At 71.8% G+C, this 14,601-nt stretch carries 13 protein-coding genes; 8 read left to right on the forward strand and 5 right to left on the reverse strand.

Annotation, left to right across the window (positions count from 1 at the left end):
- The first annotated feature begins 113 nt into the window (after nucleotides 1–113).
- The 3 genes from def to FHS87_RS16375 all read left to right on the forward strand — a co-directional run bounded on the left by def (nucleotide 114) and on the right by FHS87_RS16375 (nucleotide 3,792).
- The gene (gene def / locus FHS87_RS16365; RefSeq protein WP_184520468.1) at nucleotides 114–692 is read left to right on the forward strand and encodes a peptide deformylase; all 579 of its coding nucleotides are present in this window, start codon (nucleotides 114–116) and stop codon (nucleotides 690–692) included.
- A 294-nt stretch (nucleotides 693–986) separates the two neighbouring features.
- Nucleotides 987–2,255: a coiled-coil domain-containing protein gene (locus tag FHS87_RS16370; protein ID WP_184520469.1), complete on the forward strand. Its 1,269-nt coding sequence runs from the start codon at nucleotides 987–989 to the stop codon at nucleotides 2,253–2,255.
- A gap of 151 nt (nucleotides 2,256–2,406) precedes the next feature.
- Nucleotides 2,407–3,792 carry an aminotransferase-like domain-containing protein gene (locus FHS87_RS16375; protein WP_184520470.1) on the forward strand — a complete coding sequence of 462 codons (1,386 nt, stop codon included), beginning with the start codon at nucleotides 2,407–2,409 and terminating at the stop codon, nucleotides 3,790–3,792.
- A gap of 3 nt (nucleotides 3,793–3,795) precedes the next feature.
- Here FHS87_RS16375 and FHS87_RS16380 read toward each other — a convergent pair whose 3' ends face one another.
- Together FHS87_RS16380 and FHS87_RS16385 are read right to left on the reverse strand one after the other, a co-directional pair.
- Nucleotides 3,796–5,073, reverse strand: a complete 1,278-nt coding sequence (locus FHS87_RS16380) for a hydroxymethylglutaryl-CoA reductase, degradative (RefSeq protein ID WP_184520471.1) — start codon at nucleotides 5,071–5,073, stop codon at nucleotides 3,796–3,798.
- 52 nt (nucleotides 5,074–5,125) lie between these two features.
- Complete coding sequence (locus FHS87_RS16385; protein ID WP_184520472.1) at nucleotides 5,126–6,091, reverse strand: Bug family tripartite tricarboxylate transporter substrate binding protein; 966 nt, start codon at nucleotides 6,089–6,091, stop codon at nucleotides 5,126–5,128.
- A 299-nt stretch (nucleotides 6,092–6,390) separates the two neighbouring features.
- Between FHS87_RS16385 and FHS87_RS16390 the strand changes: the two genes are divergently transcribed.
- Complete coding sequence (locus FHS87_RS16390) at nucleotides 6,391–6,780, forward strand: DUF4112 domain-containing protein (protein ID WP_184520473.1); 390 nt, start codon at nucleotides 6,391–6,393, stop codon at nucleotides 6,778–6,780.
- Between the two features lie 64 nt (nucleotides 6,781–6,844).
- Here FHS87_RS16390 and denD read toward each other — a convergent pair whose 3' ends face one another.
- From denD to ltnD, 3 genes are read right to left on the reverse strand one after another with little or no spacing between them, the layout of a single operon-like run.
- Entirely contained in the window at nucleotides 6,845–7,804 is a 960-nt protein-coding gene (gene denD, locus FHS87_RS16395; protein WP_184520474.1) for a D-erythronate dehydrogenase, read from the reverse strand.
- Nucleotides 7,805–7,814: 10 nt separating this feature from the next.
- The gene (gene otnK / locus FHS87_RS16400) at nucleotides 7,815–9,068 is read right to left on the reverse strand and encodes a 3-oxo-tetronate kinase (protein WP_184520475.1); all 1,254 of its coding nucleotides are present in this window, start codon (nucleotides 9,066–9,068) and stop codon (nucleotides 7,815–7,817) included.
- Between the two features lie 2 nt (nucleotides 9,069–9,070).
- On the reverse strand, nucleotides 9,071–9,979 hold the full coding sequence (gene ltnD, locus FHS87_RS16405; RefSeq protein WP_184520476.1) for an L-threonate dehydrogenase: 909 nt from the start codon (nucleotides 9,977–9,979) through the stop codon (nucleotides 9,071–9,073).
- Nucleotides 9,980–10,242: 263 nt separating this feature from the next.
- On the opposite strand from ltnD, the gene FHS87_RS16410 reads away from it, so the two are divergent.
- The 4 genes from FHS87_RS16410 to FHS87_RS16425 are packed head-to-tail and all read left to right on the forward strand — an operon-like array spanning nucleotide 10,243 to nucleotide 14,596.
- A complete protein-coding gene (locus FHS87_RS16410) occupies nucleotides 10,243–11,325 on the forward strand; it encodes an ABC transporter ATP-binding protein (protein WP_184520477.1) in 1,083 nt (360 codons plus the stop codon).
- A gap of 43 nt (nucleotides 11,326–11,368) precedes the next feature.
- Nucleotides 11,369–12,694, forward strand: coding sequence for an ABC transporter substrate-binding protein (locus tag FHS87_RS16415; RefSeq protein WP_184520478.1), 1,326 nt, complete (start codon nucleotides 11,369–11,371; stop codon nucleotides 12,692–12,694).
- A 59-nt stretch (nucleotides 12,695–12,753) separates the two neighbouring features.
- Complete coding sequence (locus FHS87_RS16420; protein WP_184520479.1) at nucleotides 12,754–13,716, forward strand: carbohydrate ABC transporter permease; 963 nt, start codon at nucleotides 12,754–12,756, stop codon at nucleotides 13,714–13,716.
- Entirely contained in the window at nucleotides 13,709–14,596 is an 888-nt protein-coding gene (locus tag FHS87_RS16425) for a carbohydrate ABC transporter permease (RefSeq protein WP_184520480.1), read from the forward strand. Before FHS87_RS16420 ends, FHS87_RS16425 begins: the two co-directional genes overlap by 8 nt.
- Nucleotides 14,597–14,601: the final 5 nt, after the last annotated feature.

Below are 14,601 nucleotides of genomic sequence, written 5' to 3' on the forward strand. Positions count from 1 at the left end.
CAAGCTGGGGACGGTCCGGCAAGGTGCGCGGCCAAGGCGCACGGGACGTCTTCTGCGACGTGCCGATGCGGGCCACAACTGCACCCCGGTACTGTGACGAACAGGAGCGGCACATGGCTATTCTGAAGATCGCCCGCATGGGTCATCCGGTTCTTCTGGAGAGGTGCCGGCCCGTCGACGATCCGGCGGCGCCCGAGATCCGCCGCCTCGTGCAGGACATGTTCGAGACGATGGAGGACGCGCCGGGCGCCGGCCTCGCCGCACCGCAGGTCCATGTGCCGCTGCGCCTGTTCGTCTTCCGGGTCCTGCCCACCCGTTCCAGCGGAGCGCCCGACGACACGGTGGTCGGCAACACGGTCGTGATCAATCCGGTTGTCGAGCCGCTCGATGAGGAGAAGCACCTGCGCTGGGAGGGATGCCTGTCGATCCCCGGGCTGCGGGCCGCTGTCCCGCGCTTCAGGCGCGTGCGCTACACCGGCGTGGACTGCGACGGCCGGACCGTCACCGCCGAGGTGGGCGGCTTCCATGCCGGGGTTGTCCAGCACGAGAACGACCACCTGGACGGCATTCTCTATCCCATGCGGATGACGGACTTCCGGCTCATGGGCTTCAACGAGGAGCTCGCCCGCGCGGCGGAGTCGGAGGCGCGGACGGGTACCGCCGGAGGCGAGCGCGCCGCCTCTCCGTCGTAAGCCCCGCCAGGTTGCCGGCGGTTCCAGCGGCACCCACGCGCGAGCGCCCGCTCGCCTGGTTTCGGGAACCGGAACAACGCGCCGCGGGGGCCTTCGCGCCGGCGGTCCTCGCCGCGCACGACCATCCGAGCCCTGTCCGCGGCGGCCGCCCTGCCATCTTGACCTCGCCGGAAAGCATGGGCGGTATGTTGCCGCCGTGGCCAGTGAGGGCCGCGCGGATTGGGGGGCGGTCTCATGGTCAAGCTGCCGAGCTGGGCACGACATCCGATGCTGGCCCTGTGCCCGGTTGTGGCGATGTCCTTGCCCGGTTGTGGGCTGACCATCGAGCAGAGCAGCCGCATCGCCGCGACCGAGCAGAGCCTCGCGGAGTCCCGCGCGCAGACCGGCCTTCTCCAGCAGCGTGTGAACGAACTCGAAGCCACGCTGGAAGCAGAGCGCCGCGCCGCGGGTGACCTGGCGGCGATCGAGGGGCGCCTGGGCCGCGCCCGCAGCCTGCTCGCCGCCTCGCAGGCGTCACGCGTGGCTGCCGACCGGAATGCGAGCAGCCTGCGGGCCAGCATCGCCAATGAGGAGCGGCGTCTCGCGGGTCTGCAAGCGGAGATTGAACAGCTTCAGCAGGCCTCGGGCCAGCACCGGGATACGATCGCCGAGAGGGAGCGCAATCTCGGCACGCTCCGCGAGCAGGCGGCGGCAGCGGATCAGAGACTCGCGACGCTCCGCGACCAGTCGGCCACCCAGAGCACTCAGCTCTCGGCGCTGGGCGAGCGGGCCGCCGCCGAGGAGCGGCGCCTCGCCCAGGCGAGCCGCGCCGCCGACGAGGCGGCCGGGCGCGTCCGCGGGCAGGAAGCGCGCGCGGCCGAGTTGAACGGCCAGATCAACGCGACCCAGCAGCGCCTGGGCGAGCTGCGCGGCACCCTCGCCGGCGCCGAAGCGACGCTGCGGGACCGCCAGAGCGGGATCGCGCAGGCGCAGTCGGAGCTGTCGCGCCTGACGGCGGCGCGCGAGGAGGCCGCGGGCACCCTGCGCGGCCTGGAGACGAGGATCACGGAGCTGCGCGGCACGATCGGCGCGGCCGAGCGGCGCCTCGCCGAGCTGCGGGACGGCGCCACCACCGAGGAGCGGCGCCTCCAGGCCGCGCGGGCAGAGGTGCAGGCGACCGAGGCGACGCTGGCCGCGCGGCGCACCGCGCTCACCGAGGCGGAGGGCCGGCTGGCGGGCACGACGCGCAGCGCGGAGGAAGCGGGCGAGCGGGTGCGCGCTCTCCAGGCGCAGGCCCAGCAGGTCTCCGGGGCGAACGAGGCCGAGCGGCAGGAACAGGCGCGGCTGCGCGAGCAGGCGCAGAGCCTTCGGAACGAGGTGTCCTCCCTCGAGCAGCGCCGCGCCGGGCTCGGGACGCAGATCGCCGAGGCGCAGTCCCGGCTCAACCAGCAGCGCCAGGAACTCACCGAGCTCGGCGCGCAACTCGCGCGCGAGCGGCAGGCGGTGCAGCGGACGCGCGCGGAGGGCGCAGGCGACGGGGCGCAGCCCGCGCCGGGCGGGGCGGAGAACCCCGCGAGCCGCTGAGGCGCCCGCGCCCCGGATGCTCCAGTGGTGAGGCCGGGGCCGAGGGTGGAACGAGCGCTGCCCGGCGCCCGCCGCCAGCCGTTGCGGCGTGGTGAACAGCGGGAAGGCAGGGGGTAGTGCGGGCGGCCTCCCTCGGTCAGCATCGGCCTCCATGGCGTCCCCCCTCAAAGCGCGCGCGATCGTGGACCGGCTGATCTCCGCCATCGAGGCCGGGCTCATGCGGCCGGGCGAGCGCCTGCCCTCCGTGCGGGAGGGCGCCCGGACGCAGGGCGTCTCCAAGAACACGCTGTCGGGCGCCTATGACCAGCTCGTCGCCTCCGGGCATCTGGAAGCCAGGCGGGGCGCCGGCTACTTCGTCGCCGCGGGACCGCGGCCCAGCATCCGAAGCCCGGGGCCCGGGGTGGAGGAGGCGCTGGACCTCGTCTCGCTCCTGCGGGAGCAGACGGAGGCGCGCTACACCGTCAGGCCGGGAGAGGGGCGGCCGCCGCCCGCCTGGATGGAGGAATCGGAGCTCGGGGTGCATTTCGCGCGCGCCGCGCGGCTGGGCGGCAGCGGCCCGGCCCATGACTACGGCAGCACCTGGGGATACGCGCCGCTGCGCGAGCGCATCGCCCTCTCCCTCCAGGAGCGATCAATTCCCTGCGCGCCCGAGCAGGTTCTGCTCACCCAGGGCGCCAACCACGCCCTGGACCTGATCGTCCGGCACATGATCGAGCCTGATGACGCGGTGCTGGTGGACGATCCCGGCTACTACCCGCTCTTCGGCAAGCTGCGCCTCGCGCGGGCGCGGATCATCGGCGTGCGGCGGAGGGCGGACGGGCCGGATCTGGAGGACCTCGCGGCCAAGCTGGCGCTCGTCCGCCCGAAGCTCTTCTTCACGCAGTCCCTCGCGCATAATCCCACCGGCGGCACGCTCTCCCCGGTCGTCGCCCACGGCGTGCTGCAGGCGGCGGAGCGGCACGGCTTCGGGATCGTGGAGGACGACCCCTTCGCGGACCTCCTGCCCTCCAGCGCCACGCGCCTCGCCGCGCTCGATGGGCTGCGGCGCGTGATGTATGTCGGCACCTTCTCGAAGACGCTCTCCGCCTCCCTGCGCGTCGGCTTCGTCGCGGGGATGCCTGCCACCATCCAGGCGCTCGCCCACATGAAGCTGCTGACGGTGGTGGCGACGTCGCAGTACGCGGAGCGGATGGTGGCGGGGCTGATCGCGGGCGGCCAGTATCTCCGCCATCTCCGCCGCCTGCGCGCGCGGGTGGAGCGCGCGACGGACGCGGCCCTCGTCCATCTCGCGGCGGCCGGCCTGCGCGCCTCGCGCCCGCCCGGCGGCGGGTTCTATCTCTGGGCGCCGCTTCCCCCGGGGATCGAGGAGGCGGCGATCGTTCGGGAGGCCGCGGCGCGCGGCATCTTCCTCGCGCCCGGCGCGGTGTTCAGCCCGGAGCGCGGGCCGGGCCCCGCCATGCTGCGCCTCAACGTGGCGCATACGGCGGACCCGCGCTTCCTGGACTTCCTGCGGGAGCGCCTCCGCCGCGCGGCCTGACGCTCAGCCGCCGCGCATCCTCTCCAGCTCCGCCACGGCCACGTCCTGGCGGACCTCCCGCCGCTCCACGAGGATCGCGGCGAGCCGCGCCACCTCCTCGCCGGTTGCGCCGGCGGCGATGGCGACGTTGTTGGCGTGCAGGGCCATGTGCCCCTTCTGGATGCCCGTGGTGGCCAGGGCCTTCATGGCGCCGAAGTTCTGGGCGAGGCCGACGGCGGCGATGATCCGCGCCAGCTCCGCCGCCGTCGTCACGCCGAGGATCTTCAGGCAGGCACGGGCGGTGGGGTGGATCTTCGTGGCTCCGCCCACGAGGCCGACGGGCATGGGCAGCTCGATCGAGCCGGCGAGGCCGCCATCGGCCGTCACCTCCCAGCTCGTGAGGCTGGAGTAGCGGCCCCGGCGGGCGGCATAGGCGTGGGCGCCCGCCTCCACCGCGCGCGTGTCGTTGCCGGTGGCCAGCACCACGGCGGAGACGCCGTTCATGACCCCCTTGTTGTGGGTGGCGGCGCGGTACGGATCGGCCTCGGCGAAGTGGTAGGCGGAGATCATGCCGTCGCGCACCGCCTCCCCGCCGATCGCCTCGGCCGTCCAGGTGGCGCGGGCGCGGGCGAGGCGGCGGTCGGCGAGGTTGGAGAGGATGCGGAGGAAGACCTTGCCGCCCGTCCAGGACTCGATCTCCGGCGCGAGCTTCTCGGCCATGGTGTTCACGGTGTTGGCGCCCATGGCGTCGCGCGTGTCGACGATCAGGTGCGTCACCACCATCGGCCCGCCGCGGGAGTCGATGACGCGCACCTCCAGGTCGCGGAAGCCGCCGCCGAGCTTCACGAGCATCGGGTCGCAGCCGTTGCAGATGGCGGCGATCTCCTCGCGCCGCTCGAGGATGCGCAGCCGCGCGTTCTCCGGGTCCGTCACGCCGGTGAGCTGCACCTGCGCGATCATCAGGTTGCCCGAGAGGGAGGTGACGAAGCCGCCGGAATCGTAGCACTGGCGCGCGGAGTTGCAGACGGCGGCAACGACGGAGGACTCCTCCGTCGCCATCGGCACGAGCACGTCGCGCCCGTCCACGCGCATGTTGGTGGCGACGCCGATCGGGATGGAGAGGGTCGCGACCACGTTCTCGATCATGTGGTCGGCCAGGTGCGGGTCGATGTTCCCCGGCGCGGCGAGCTGGGCGGCGGTGGCCTCGTCCAGCCCGGAGAAGGCGGCCACGGCCTCCAGCCGCTCGGCCGTGCTCATGCGGTGGAAGCCGGGGATGCGGGAGGTGAGATTACTGATCGACATGGGGCGGTTCCGGTGCGGTGGTCGGCGTGATGTGAGGGAGGGGAGGGGCCGCCTATTCGAGCCTGATGTTCCCCTCGCGGATCACGTCGCCCCAGCGGCGCGTGTCGTCGGCCAGCGCCGCGCGCAGCATCGCAGCGTCGCCGCTGACGAGCTCGACGCCCTGCTCGGCCATGCGCGCGCGGAGCGCCGGGTCGGAGGTGGCGGCCCTCAGGGCGGCCGCGGCGCGGGCAACCACCGGGGCGGGCGTGCCGGCCGGGGCGAAGAGGCCCTGCCAGAAGAAGACCTCGAAGCCCGGCAGGATCTCTGCGATGGGCGGCAGCTCCGGGAAGCCGGGGATGGGCGCGCTCGCGGTCACGGCGAGCCCGCGCGTGCCACCGTCGGACAGCGTGGTCTTCGCCTCCTGGATCGCCTGGAACACCGCGTGCACCCGGCCCTGGCGCAGGTCCAGCGCCGCCGGCGCGCCGCCGCGATAGGGGACGTGGACGATGTCGACGCCCGCCCTGGCGCGGAACATCTCCAGCGCCAGGTGGCTGACCGAGCCGGTGCCGGGCGAGCCGAAGAGCACCTTCCCCGGATTGGCCTTGCAGTAGGCGATCAGCTCCGCCGTGTTCCGCACGGGAAGGGCGGGATTGACGTGCAGGATGAAGGGCGTGCGGAAGACCATGCCGACGGGATCGAGCTCCTTGCCGGGATCCTTCGGCGTGAGGTTGGGCTGGAGCGTCTGGTTGATGGCGAGGGTGGTCGTGCCCATGACGAGGGTGTAGCCGTCCGGCCGTGCCCGCGCGCCATAGGTGGCGGCGACGGAGGTGGCCGCACCCGGCCTGTTCTCGACCACCACGGGCTGGCCGAGCTGGCGCGACATCGGCTCGGCGACGGCGCGCGACGCCAGGTCGGTGACGCCGCCGGGCGGGTAGCCCTCGACGATGGTCACAGGGCGGTCCGGCCAGCCCGGCTGCTGGGCGCGCGCGGCGAGCGCCGGCAGGGCGAGGGCGGAGCCGAGGAGGAGGCGACGGTTCATGGCTGGACGTTTCCCGTTGGTCTCGTTCGTTGCCGGAAGGGTGTGCCGCGGCCGGGCCGAGGGAAAGGGACAGTTCGGGGCAATCCGGCGGGCACTGTCCCAGCGGGAGGCCTGGGACAGATGCCGCCTCCTCAACCTGGGCGAGCGGGGTTCGGCCCCGGCGCGAGCCCCTGCTCGCCGGCCGCTCCCGCGCCGTGGCCCCATATCAGGGGCACTCGCTCGACAGCCTCAATCCAGGGGTGGGGAAAGGGCGTTAGCCCCTCCAGGGACCGCCCGGGCGGTCCGCGTGGAGGAGCCGCATGCGTAGCCCGACCGTCCCCTTGCGAAAGCCCGCCAGCCCCGCGCGGCCGGGCCATGCCCGCCTGGAGAGGATCGCGCGGGCGTTCGACAGCCGGTGGCGCATCCCCGGCACCGGCATCCGGTTCGGCGCGGACGCCTTGCTGAGCCTGATCCCGGGCGTCGGGCCGATCGTCCCGACGGCGGTGTCGGCTTATCTCATCTGGGAGGCCCGCCGGCTCGGCGTGCCTGTCGGGACGCTTCTGCGCATGGCCGCCAATGTCGGCCTCGACGCGCTGATCAGCGCGGTGCCCGTCGCGGGCTCCGTCGGCGACGTCTTCTTCCGCGCCAACCTCCGCAACATGGAGCTCCTGCGCCGCCACCTCGACCGGCAGGAGCCTTCGCCGGGCTAGGCCGGGACTCGCGCGCGGCGGACCCGCGCAGCACCCCGGCGGGGGCGCGGGAGGGCCGGGCGCGTCAGGACACGAACTCGTCCCTGTACTGGCGGACCACCCCGTCGAAATCCGCGTCCCGGCGGAAGCCGAGGCCGAGGAGCCGGTCCACCTCGAAATCGCCGGGCCAGGAGAGGACGATCCCGGCGATTCGTTCGTCTCGCCGCTCGGTGACGAGGGCGCGCGCGGCGGGGCCGCCCACGCGCTCGAGGCTGGCGAGCATCTCCGCCGGCGTCACGCAGATGCCGGGCAGGTTCAGCACGCGCCAGGCGCCGATGCGCCCGCCATCCAGCGCCATCGCGTGCACGAGATTCGCGACCACCGTGTCCGGCGAGGAGAGCCACAGCCGCGTGCCCATCGGCACCGGCAGGTTCGAGGGCTGGCCCGCCAGCGGCTCGCGGATGATCCCGCTGGCGAAGGAGGAGGTGGCGGAGTTCGGCTTCCCCGGGCGGACCACGATGGTGGGCAGGCGGCAGGCGCGGCCGTCCACGAAGCCCTTGCGGGAGTAGTCGTTCACCAGCAGCTCGCCCATCGCCTTCTGCGCGCCGTAGGAGGAGGCAGGCATGACCGCCGTCGCCTCCGGCACCACCTCCGGCAGGGCCCCGCCGAAGACGGCGACGGAGCTGGCGAAGACGAAGCGCGGCGCCCTGCCCGTGGCCCGCGCGGCCTCCAGCAGCGCGCGGGTGCCGTCGAGGTTCACGCGCATGCCGAGGTCGAAGTCCTCCTCCGACCCGCCGCTCAGCACGGCGGCGAGGTGATAGACGCCGGCCGTCTCCGCTCCGATCACCTCCCGCGCGAAGGCGGGATCGGCGATGTCGCCCACCACGGAGGCGACGCGCGGGTCGTCCACCGGGCTCGGCGCGAGATCGACGGAGAGGATGCCGTCGAAGGCCGGCAGCCCGCCCTCCGCGCCGCGCAGGGCCAGCAGCGCGCGGGTGAGCCGGCTGCCCAGGAAGCCGGCCCCGCCGGTGATGACGATCCTCATGCTTCCCCTCTCATGCTGCCGCTTGCGCCTCGAAGAAGAAGCGCTCCCCGCCGAAATTGCCGGATTTCAGCGCAAGGGAGAGCGGCCTGCCCACCGCCCGCACCCAGGGCACGCCCGGCGCGATCTGCGGGCCGATATGGAACCCGCCGATGCCGAGCGACTGGGTGACGACGCCGGAGGTCTCGCCGCCGGCGACGATGAAGCGCTCGAAGCCCTCCTCCATCAGGCGCCGCGCCAGGGCGCCGAAGACGCGCTCCACCGCCGCGCTGGCCTCCGCCGCGCCGAAGCGGTCCTGCACCGCCTTCACGCCCTCGGGCGGCATCGTCGCGTAAATCAGGGGCGCGAGGCCGTCGCGCGGCTGCGCCGCGGCCCAGCCGGCCAGCTCCGCGGTATAGCCGGCATCCAGGAGGCAGCGCTCGACCGAGACGGGAAGGGCGGGCGCGGCGGCGCGGTAGGCGGCGACCTGCGCGTTGGTCATCCCCGAGCAGGAGCCGGAGAGGATCACCGCGCGCCCGCCGGAAGGGCGGCCCTCGGCCGCGGCATCGGCCACGCCGCGCTGACCGCCGCCCCAGCCACGGGCCATGCCGTCCGCCAGGCCGGAGCCGCCCGTGACGAGCCGCATGTCCGACACGGCCTGGCCGATCACCGCCAGGTGCGCGTCGTCCAGCGCGTCGAGCACGGCGTAGCGGAAGCCGCTCGCCCTCATCTCCGCGAGCGCGCTGTGCAGCGCGGCCGCGCCCCTGTCGATCACGCCGTGCGGCACGTTGCCGCTGCGGCCGCGGGACTGGGCGTCCATCAGGCGCAAGAGATTGCTGTCGGTCATCGGCGTGACGGGGTGGTGCCGCATGCCGGATTCGTGCAGCGGCACGCCGTTCACGAAGAGATAGCCGTTGTAGATCGTGCGCCCGTTCACCGGCAGGGCCGGGCAGACGACGGTGAAGTCCTCGCCCAGCGCGTCGAGCAGCGCGTCGGTCACCGGCCCGATATTGCCCCGCGGCGTGCTGTCGAAGGTGGAGCAGTACTTGAAGAAGAACTGTGGGCAGCCCCGCCCGCGCAGCCATTCCAGCGATGCCAGGCTCTCCGCGACCGCCCTCTCCACGGGGCAGGAACGGGACTTCAGGCTGATGACCACCGCATCCGCCTCCACCGGGAGATCGTCGGGCGGGACGCCGTTGAGCTGGACGGTGCGCAGCCCGTTCGCGACGAGGAAGCCCGCGATGTCGGTCGCGCCGGTGAAGTCGTCGGCGATGACGCCCAGGCGCATGCTCAGCCCCTCCGCACGCCCGGCAGGTCGATGCCGGCGAAGGTCTTGATCACGGCGGCGTCGTCCTCGCGCCCGAAGCCGGCATTGCTGGCATTGGCGAACATCGCATAGGCCGTGCTGGCGAGCGGCAGGGGGAAGTTCAGCGACAGCGCGGTCTCCGTGACCAGGCGGAGGTCCTTGACGAAGATGTCCACGGCGGAGTGCGGCGTGTAGTCGCCATCGACGACGTGCTTCATCCGGTTCTCGAACATCCAGCTGTTGCCGGCGGCATGGGTGACCACCTCGTACATCGTGTCGAGCGGGATGCCGGCGCGGGCGGCCAGCGCCATGGCCTCCGCCCCCGCCGCGATGTGCACGCCGGCCAGGAGCTGGTGGACGATCTTCACCGTCGCGCCCAGCCCGATCTCCTCGCCGACTTCGTAGACCTTGCCGGCCACCGCATCGAGCACCGGGCGGAGCCGGTCGAAGGCGGCGCGCGGGCCGGCGGCCATCACGGTCATCTCCCCCGCGCCCGCCTTGGCCGCCCCGCCCGAGACGGGTGCGTCCAGCATGAGCAGGCCCATTGCCTGCAGCTCGGCGGCGAGGGCGCGCGAATCGGCGGCCGAGATGGTGGAGGACACCATCACCCCGGCCCCCGGCCGCAGCTTCGGCGCGATTCCCCTGGGGCCGAAGAGCGCGTCCCGGCACTGGGCCGCGTTGACCACCAGCAGCAGCACCGCGTCGAGATCCCCGGCGAAGGCGAGGCCGTCGGCGCCGCCATCCTCGGCGCCCGCCTCCCGCAGCGCCTGGCAGGCGGCGGGGTTGAGGTCGATGCCATAGGTGGCGAGCCCGGCCGCGATGCAGGAGCGCGCGGCGCCCATGCCCATGGAGCCCAGGCCGACCACGCAGACGCGATACCGGTTGCTGTCCATCCCCGGCGCCTCCCGACATTGTCCCGCTTCTTGCCGACACGTCCGGTCGGCTTCTCGCCGCACGCCCCGTCGGCGCTGGCGGGGTGCGCCGGAGTGCAGCCCGTTTCGGGGAAACGGGCAAGGGCGCCCCGGCCGTGCCGCCCGGCCCGCAAAGCCTGTTGCAAGGATGCAGCGGTGGTGCGTAGGCTTGCGGCAACGAAGAGGGAGGCCGTCACATGCCGCGGATGCGGTTGCACGCTGCCGTGCGGAGCTAGCGGCGCCTCATGGCCTCTGTCGAGATTCGCGGCGTCCGCAAGAGCTTCGGCGGAACCCCCATCCTGCACGGCATCGACCTGGACATCGCCGATGGCGAGTTCTGCGTGCTCGTCGGCCCCTCCGGCTGCGGGAAGTCCACGCTGCTCCGCATGCTCGCGGGGCTGGAGAACATCACGGGCGGGGAGATCTCCATCGGCGGGCGGGTGGTGAACACCGTGCCGCCGAAGGACCGGGACATCGCCATGGTGTTCCAGAACTACGCGCTCTACCCGCACATGACGGTGCGGGAGAACATGGCCTTCTCGCTGCGCCTGGCGAAGGCGCCCGCGGCGGTGATCGAGGCCGAGACGGGCCGGGCGAGCCGCATCCTCGGGCTGGACGCGCTGATGGACCGCTACCCCCGGCAGCTCTCGGGCGGGCAGCGGCAGCGCGTGGCGATGGGGCGCGCCATCGTGCGGCACCCGCAGGTCTTCCTCTTCGACGAGCCGCTCTCGAATCTCGATGCAAAGCTGCGCGTGCAGATGCGCGGCGAGATCAAGGACCTGCACCAGCGGTTGCGGACCACCACCGTCTACGTCACCCACGACCAGATCGAGGCCATGACCATGGCCGACAAGATCGTGGTGATGCAGGGCGGGCGGGTGGAGCAGATCGGCACGCCGCTGGAGCTCTATGACCGTCCGGCCAACCTCTTCGTCGCGGGCTTCATCGGCAGCCCGGCGATGAACCTCCTGCGCGGCCAGGTCAGCGACGGTGCCTTCCGCCCGGAAGGGCTGGACGGCGCCGGGCCGATCGCGTTGCCGCTTCCCGGGTCGGCGCCAGTGGGGCGGGCGGCGGAGGGGCAGCCGGTGATCTACGGCATCCGGCCCGAGCATCTCCGGCTCTCCGACACGGGCATCCCCGTGACCGTCCAGCTCGTCGAGCCCACGGGCGCGGAGACGATGGTGACGGCGCGCATGGGCGACAGCACCCTGGTCGGCGCCTTCCGCGAGCGGGTCTCGGCGCGGGTGGGCGACACGCTGCACCTCCAGCCGGAGCCGTCGGTGGCTCATCTGTTCAACCGGGAAACCGGGATGCGCCTCATGACCTGAGGGCTGGGGCGGCGGAAACGGCGGTCGAGGAGGAAATGAGACAATGAACAGCTTCACCCGGCGCGGAACCCTGGCGCTCGGCGCCGGCGCTCTCGCTGCAGGCACGATCGGCCGGGATGCGCGCGCCGCCATCCCCATGGGGAACGCCACGCCGCCCCAGGCCCGCATCGAGAGCGGCGCCACGCTGCGCGTGCTGCGCCCGACCAAGTTCGTCGATGCCGACGAGACGGTGTTCCGCGAGAACAGCGCGAAGTTCGCGGCCCAGACCGGCGTGCAGGTGCGCGTGGACTTCGCGGGCTGGGAGGACCTCCGCCCGCAGACCGCGGTGGCCGCGAACACCGGCGCGGGGCCGGACGTGGTGGTGGGCTGGGCCGACGACCCGCACATCTACTCGGACAAGCTGCTCGACATGACCGAGCTGGCCAACTACCTCGGCCAGAAATACGGGGGCTGGATGGCCCTACCGCAGCGCTTCGGCAAGAAGTGGGGAACGGACCAGTGGGTCTCGATCCCGATGGGCGGCACGGGCTCGCCCTGCGTCTACCGCATCTCCTGGGCGAAGGAGGCCGGGTTCGACAAGCTGCCGACGGACCATGACGGGTTCCTGAAGCTCTGCCAGGGGCTGAAGCGCAACGGGCATCCCGCCGGCTTCGCGCTGGGCAACGCGGTGGGCGACGGCAACGCCTATTGCAACTGGCTGCTCTGGTCGCACGGCGGCATGGTGGTGGACGAGGCCGGCAAGGTCGCCATCAACAGCCCGCAGACGCTACAGGCGCTGCGCTACGCCCGCGAGCTGTACCAGACCTTCATCCCCGGCACCGTCTCCTGGGGCGACGTGAACAACAACCGCGCCTATGCGGCGGGCGAGATCGGGCTGACGCAGAACGGCGTCTCCATGTATTTCTCCCTCAAGAACGACCCGCGCACGGCCGCCATCGCCGCGGACACGGCCATGGAGCACCTGCCCACCGGCCCCGCGGGCAAGCTGGCGGAGAACGTGCTGCTGCTGAACGCCATGGTGTTCAAGCACAGTCGCTACCCCAACGCCGCGAAGGAGTATCTCCGCTTCATGATGGAGGCGGAGCAGTACGACCCCTGGCTGGTCGGCTGCGGCGGCTACTGGGCGCATCCGCTCAACGCCTATGGCGAGAGCGAGGTGTGGAGGAGCGATCCCAAACTCGCCGTGTACCGCGACACCAACACGGTCGAGTACTGGTCGGGCTACAAGGGGCCGATCAGCGCCGCGTCGGGCTCGGTCGCGGCGGACTACGTGGTCGTGCAGATGTTCGCCGCCGCCTCCTCGGGCCAGTCCACGCCCGAGGAGGCGGTTCGCGAGGCTGAGCGCCGCTGCCGCCGCTACTACCGCTAGGTCCCGCCGGGGCGCCGCCCGAGAGGCGCGGCGCCCCGCAGCCCGCAGGAGGGGAGCCGATGTCCGGCGTCACATCCGCCGAATTGCCCTGGAATCCCCGGCGGGCCGAGCGCGGCTGGCTGGCCAGGCTGCTCGACAGCAAGCCGTTCCTGATCGCGATCTGCCTCTTTCCCGCGGTCGGGCTGCTGCTGACCTTCCTGACCTACCCGCTGGGCCTGGGCATCTGGCTCGCCTTCACGGACACGCATATCGGCCGCGGCGGCGTCTTCGTGGGGTTCGAGAACTTCGAATCCCTCTGGTACGACCGCGTCTTCTGGAGTGCCGTCTTCTACACCGTGTTCTACACGGCCGTGGCGACGGTGCTGAAGTTCGGGCTCGGCCTCTGGCTGGCCCTGCTGCTGAACGAGAAGGTGCCGTTCAAGTCGCTCATCCGGGCCATCATCCTGATGCCCTGGATCGTGCCGACCGTGCTCTCCGCCATCACCTTCTGGTGGATCTACGACGCGCAGTTCTCGATCATCTCCTACGTGCTGGTCGACGTGCTGGGCTGGAAGGACAGCTACATCGACTTCCTCGGCACGCCCTGGCACGCGCGCTGGTCGCTGATCGCGGCGAATGTCTGGCGGGGCATTCCCTTCGTGGCGATCTCCCTGCTGGCGGGGCTGCAGACCATCTCGCCCTCTCTCTACGAGGCGGCGCTGCTCGACGGGGCCTCCCCATGGCAGCGCTTCACGAAGATCACCTTCCCGCTGCTGCTGCCGATCCTCGCGGTGGTGCTCACCTTCTCCGTGCTCTTCACCTTCACGGACTTCCAGCTCGTCTACGCCATCACCCGCGGCGGCCCCATCAACTCCACCCATCTGATGGCGACCCTCGCCTTCCAGCGCGGCATCCCCGGCGGGCAGCTGGGGGAGGGGGCGGCCATCGCCGTCTCCATGATCCCCTTCCTGCTCTTCGCCACGCTGTTCAGCTATTTCGCCCTTGCCCGCCGCAAGTGGCAGCAGGGAGGCAGCGATGAGTGAGGCGACCGCAAGCAAAGCGGGGGCGGATGACGACTATCTCTCCTGGCAGTCCCGGCCAAGGCGGATCCTGACGGTCTACCTGCCGCTGGCCTGCTTCATCTTCGTGCTGCTCTTCCCCTTCTACTGGATGACCATCACGACCTTCAAACCGAATGCGGAGCTCTACGACTACAAGAACTTCAACCCGTTCTGGGTCGTGGAGCCGACGCTGGCCAACATCAAGCGGCTGCTCTTCGAGACCTCCTATCCGCGCTGGCTGATGACGACGATGCTGGTCGCGGTCTGCTCGACGGTGCTGTCCATCTTCGCCTCCGTCCTGGCCGCCTATGCCATCCAGCGCCTGCGCTTCCGGGGGGCGAACGCGGTGGGTCTCGCGATCTACCTCGCCTATCTCGTGCCGCCCTCGATCCTCTTCATCCCGCTCGCCACCATGGTCTTCCAACTCGGCCTCTTCGACAGCCCGCTGGCGCTCATCCTCACCTACCCCACCTTCCTCATCCCGTTCTGCACCTGGCTCCTGATCGGGTACTTCAAGTCGATCCCCTATGAACTGGAGGAGTGCGCGCTGATGGACGGCGCGTCCCGGCTGCAGATCCTGCGCCGGATCACGCTGCCCCTCGCCGTGCCCGGCCTGATCAGCGCGGGCATCTTCTCCTTCACCCTCTCCTGGAACGAGTTCATCTACGCCCTCGCCTTCATCTCCTCCTCGGAGAAGAAGACGGTTCCCGTCGCGATCCTCACGGAGCTGGTGCAGGGAGACGTGTACCAGTGGGGATCGCTGATGGCCGGCTCGTTGCTCGGCTCGCTTCCCGTGGCCATCTTCTACTCCTTCTTCGTGGACTACTACGTCTCGTCGCTCACCGGCGCGGTGAAGGAGTGAGCTCC

It is taken from the genome of Muricoccus pecuniae (assembly GCF_014199205.1).
Classification (GTDB): Bacteria; Pseudomonadota; Alphaproteobacteria; order Acetobacterales; family Acetobacteraceae; genus Roseomonas; species Roseomonas pecuniae.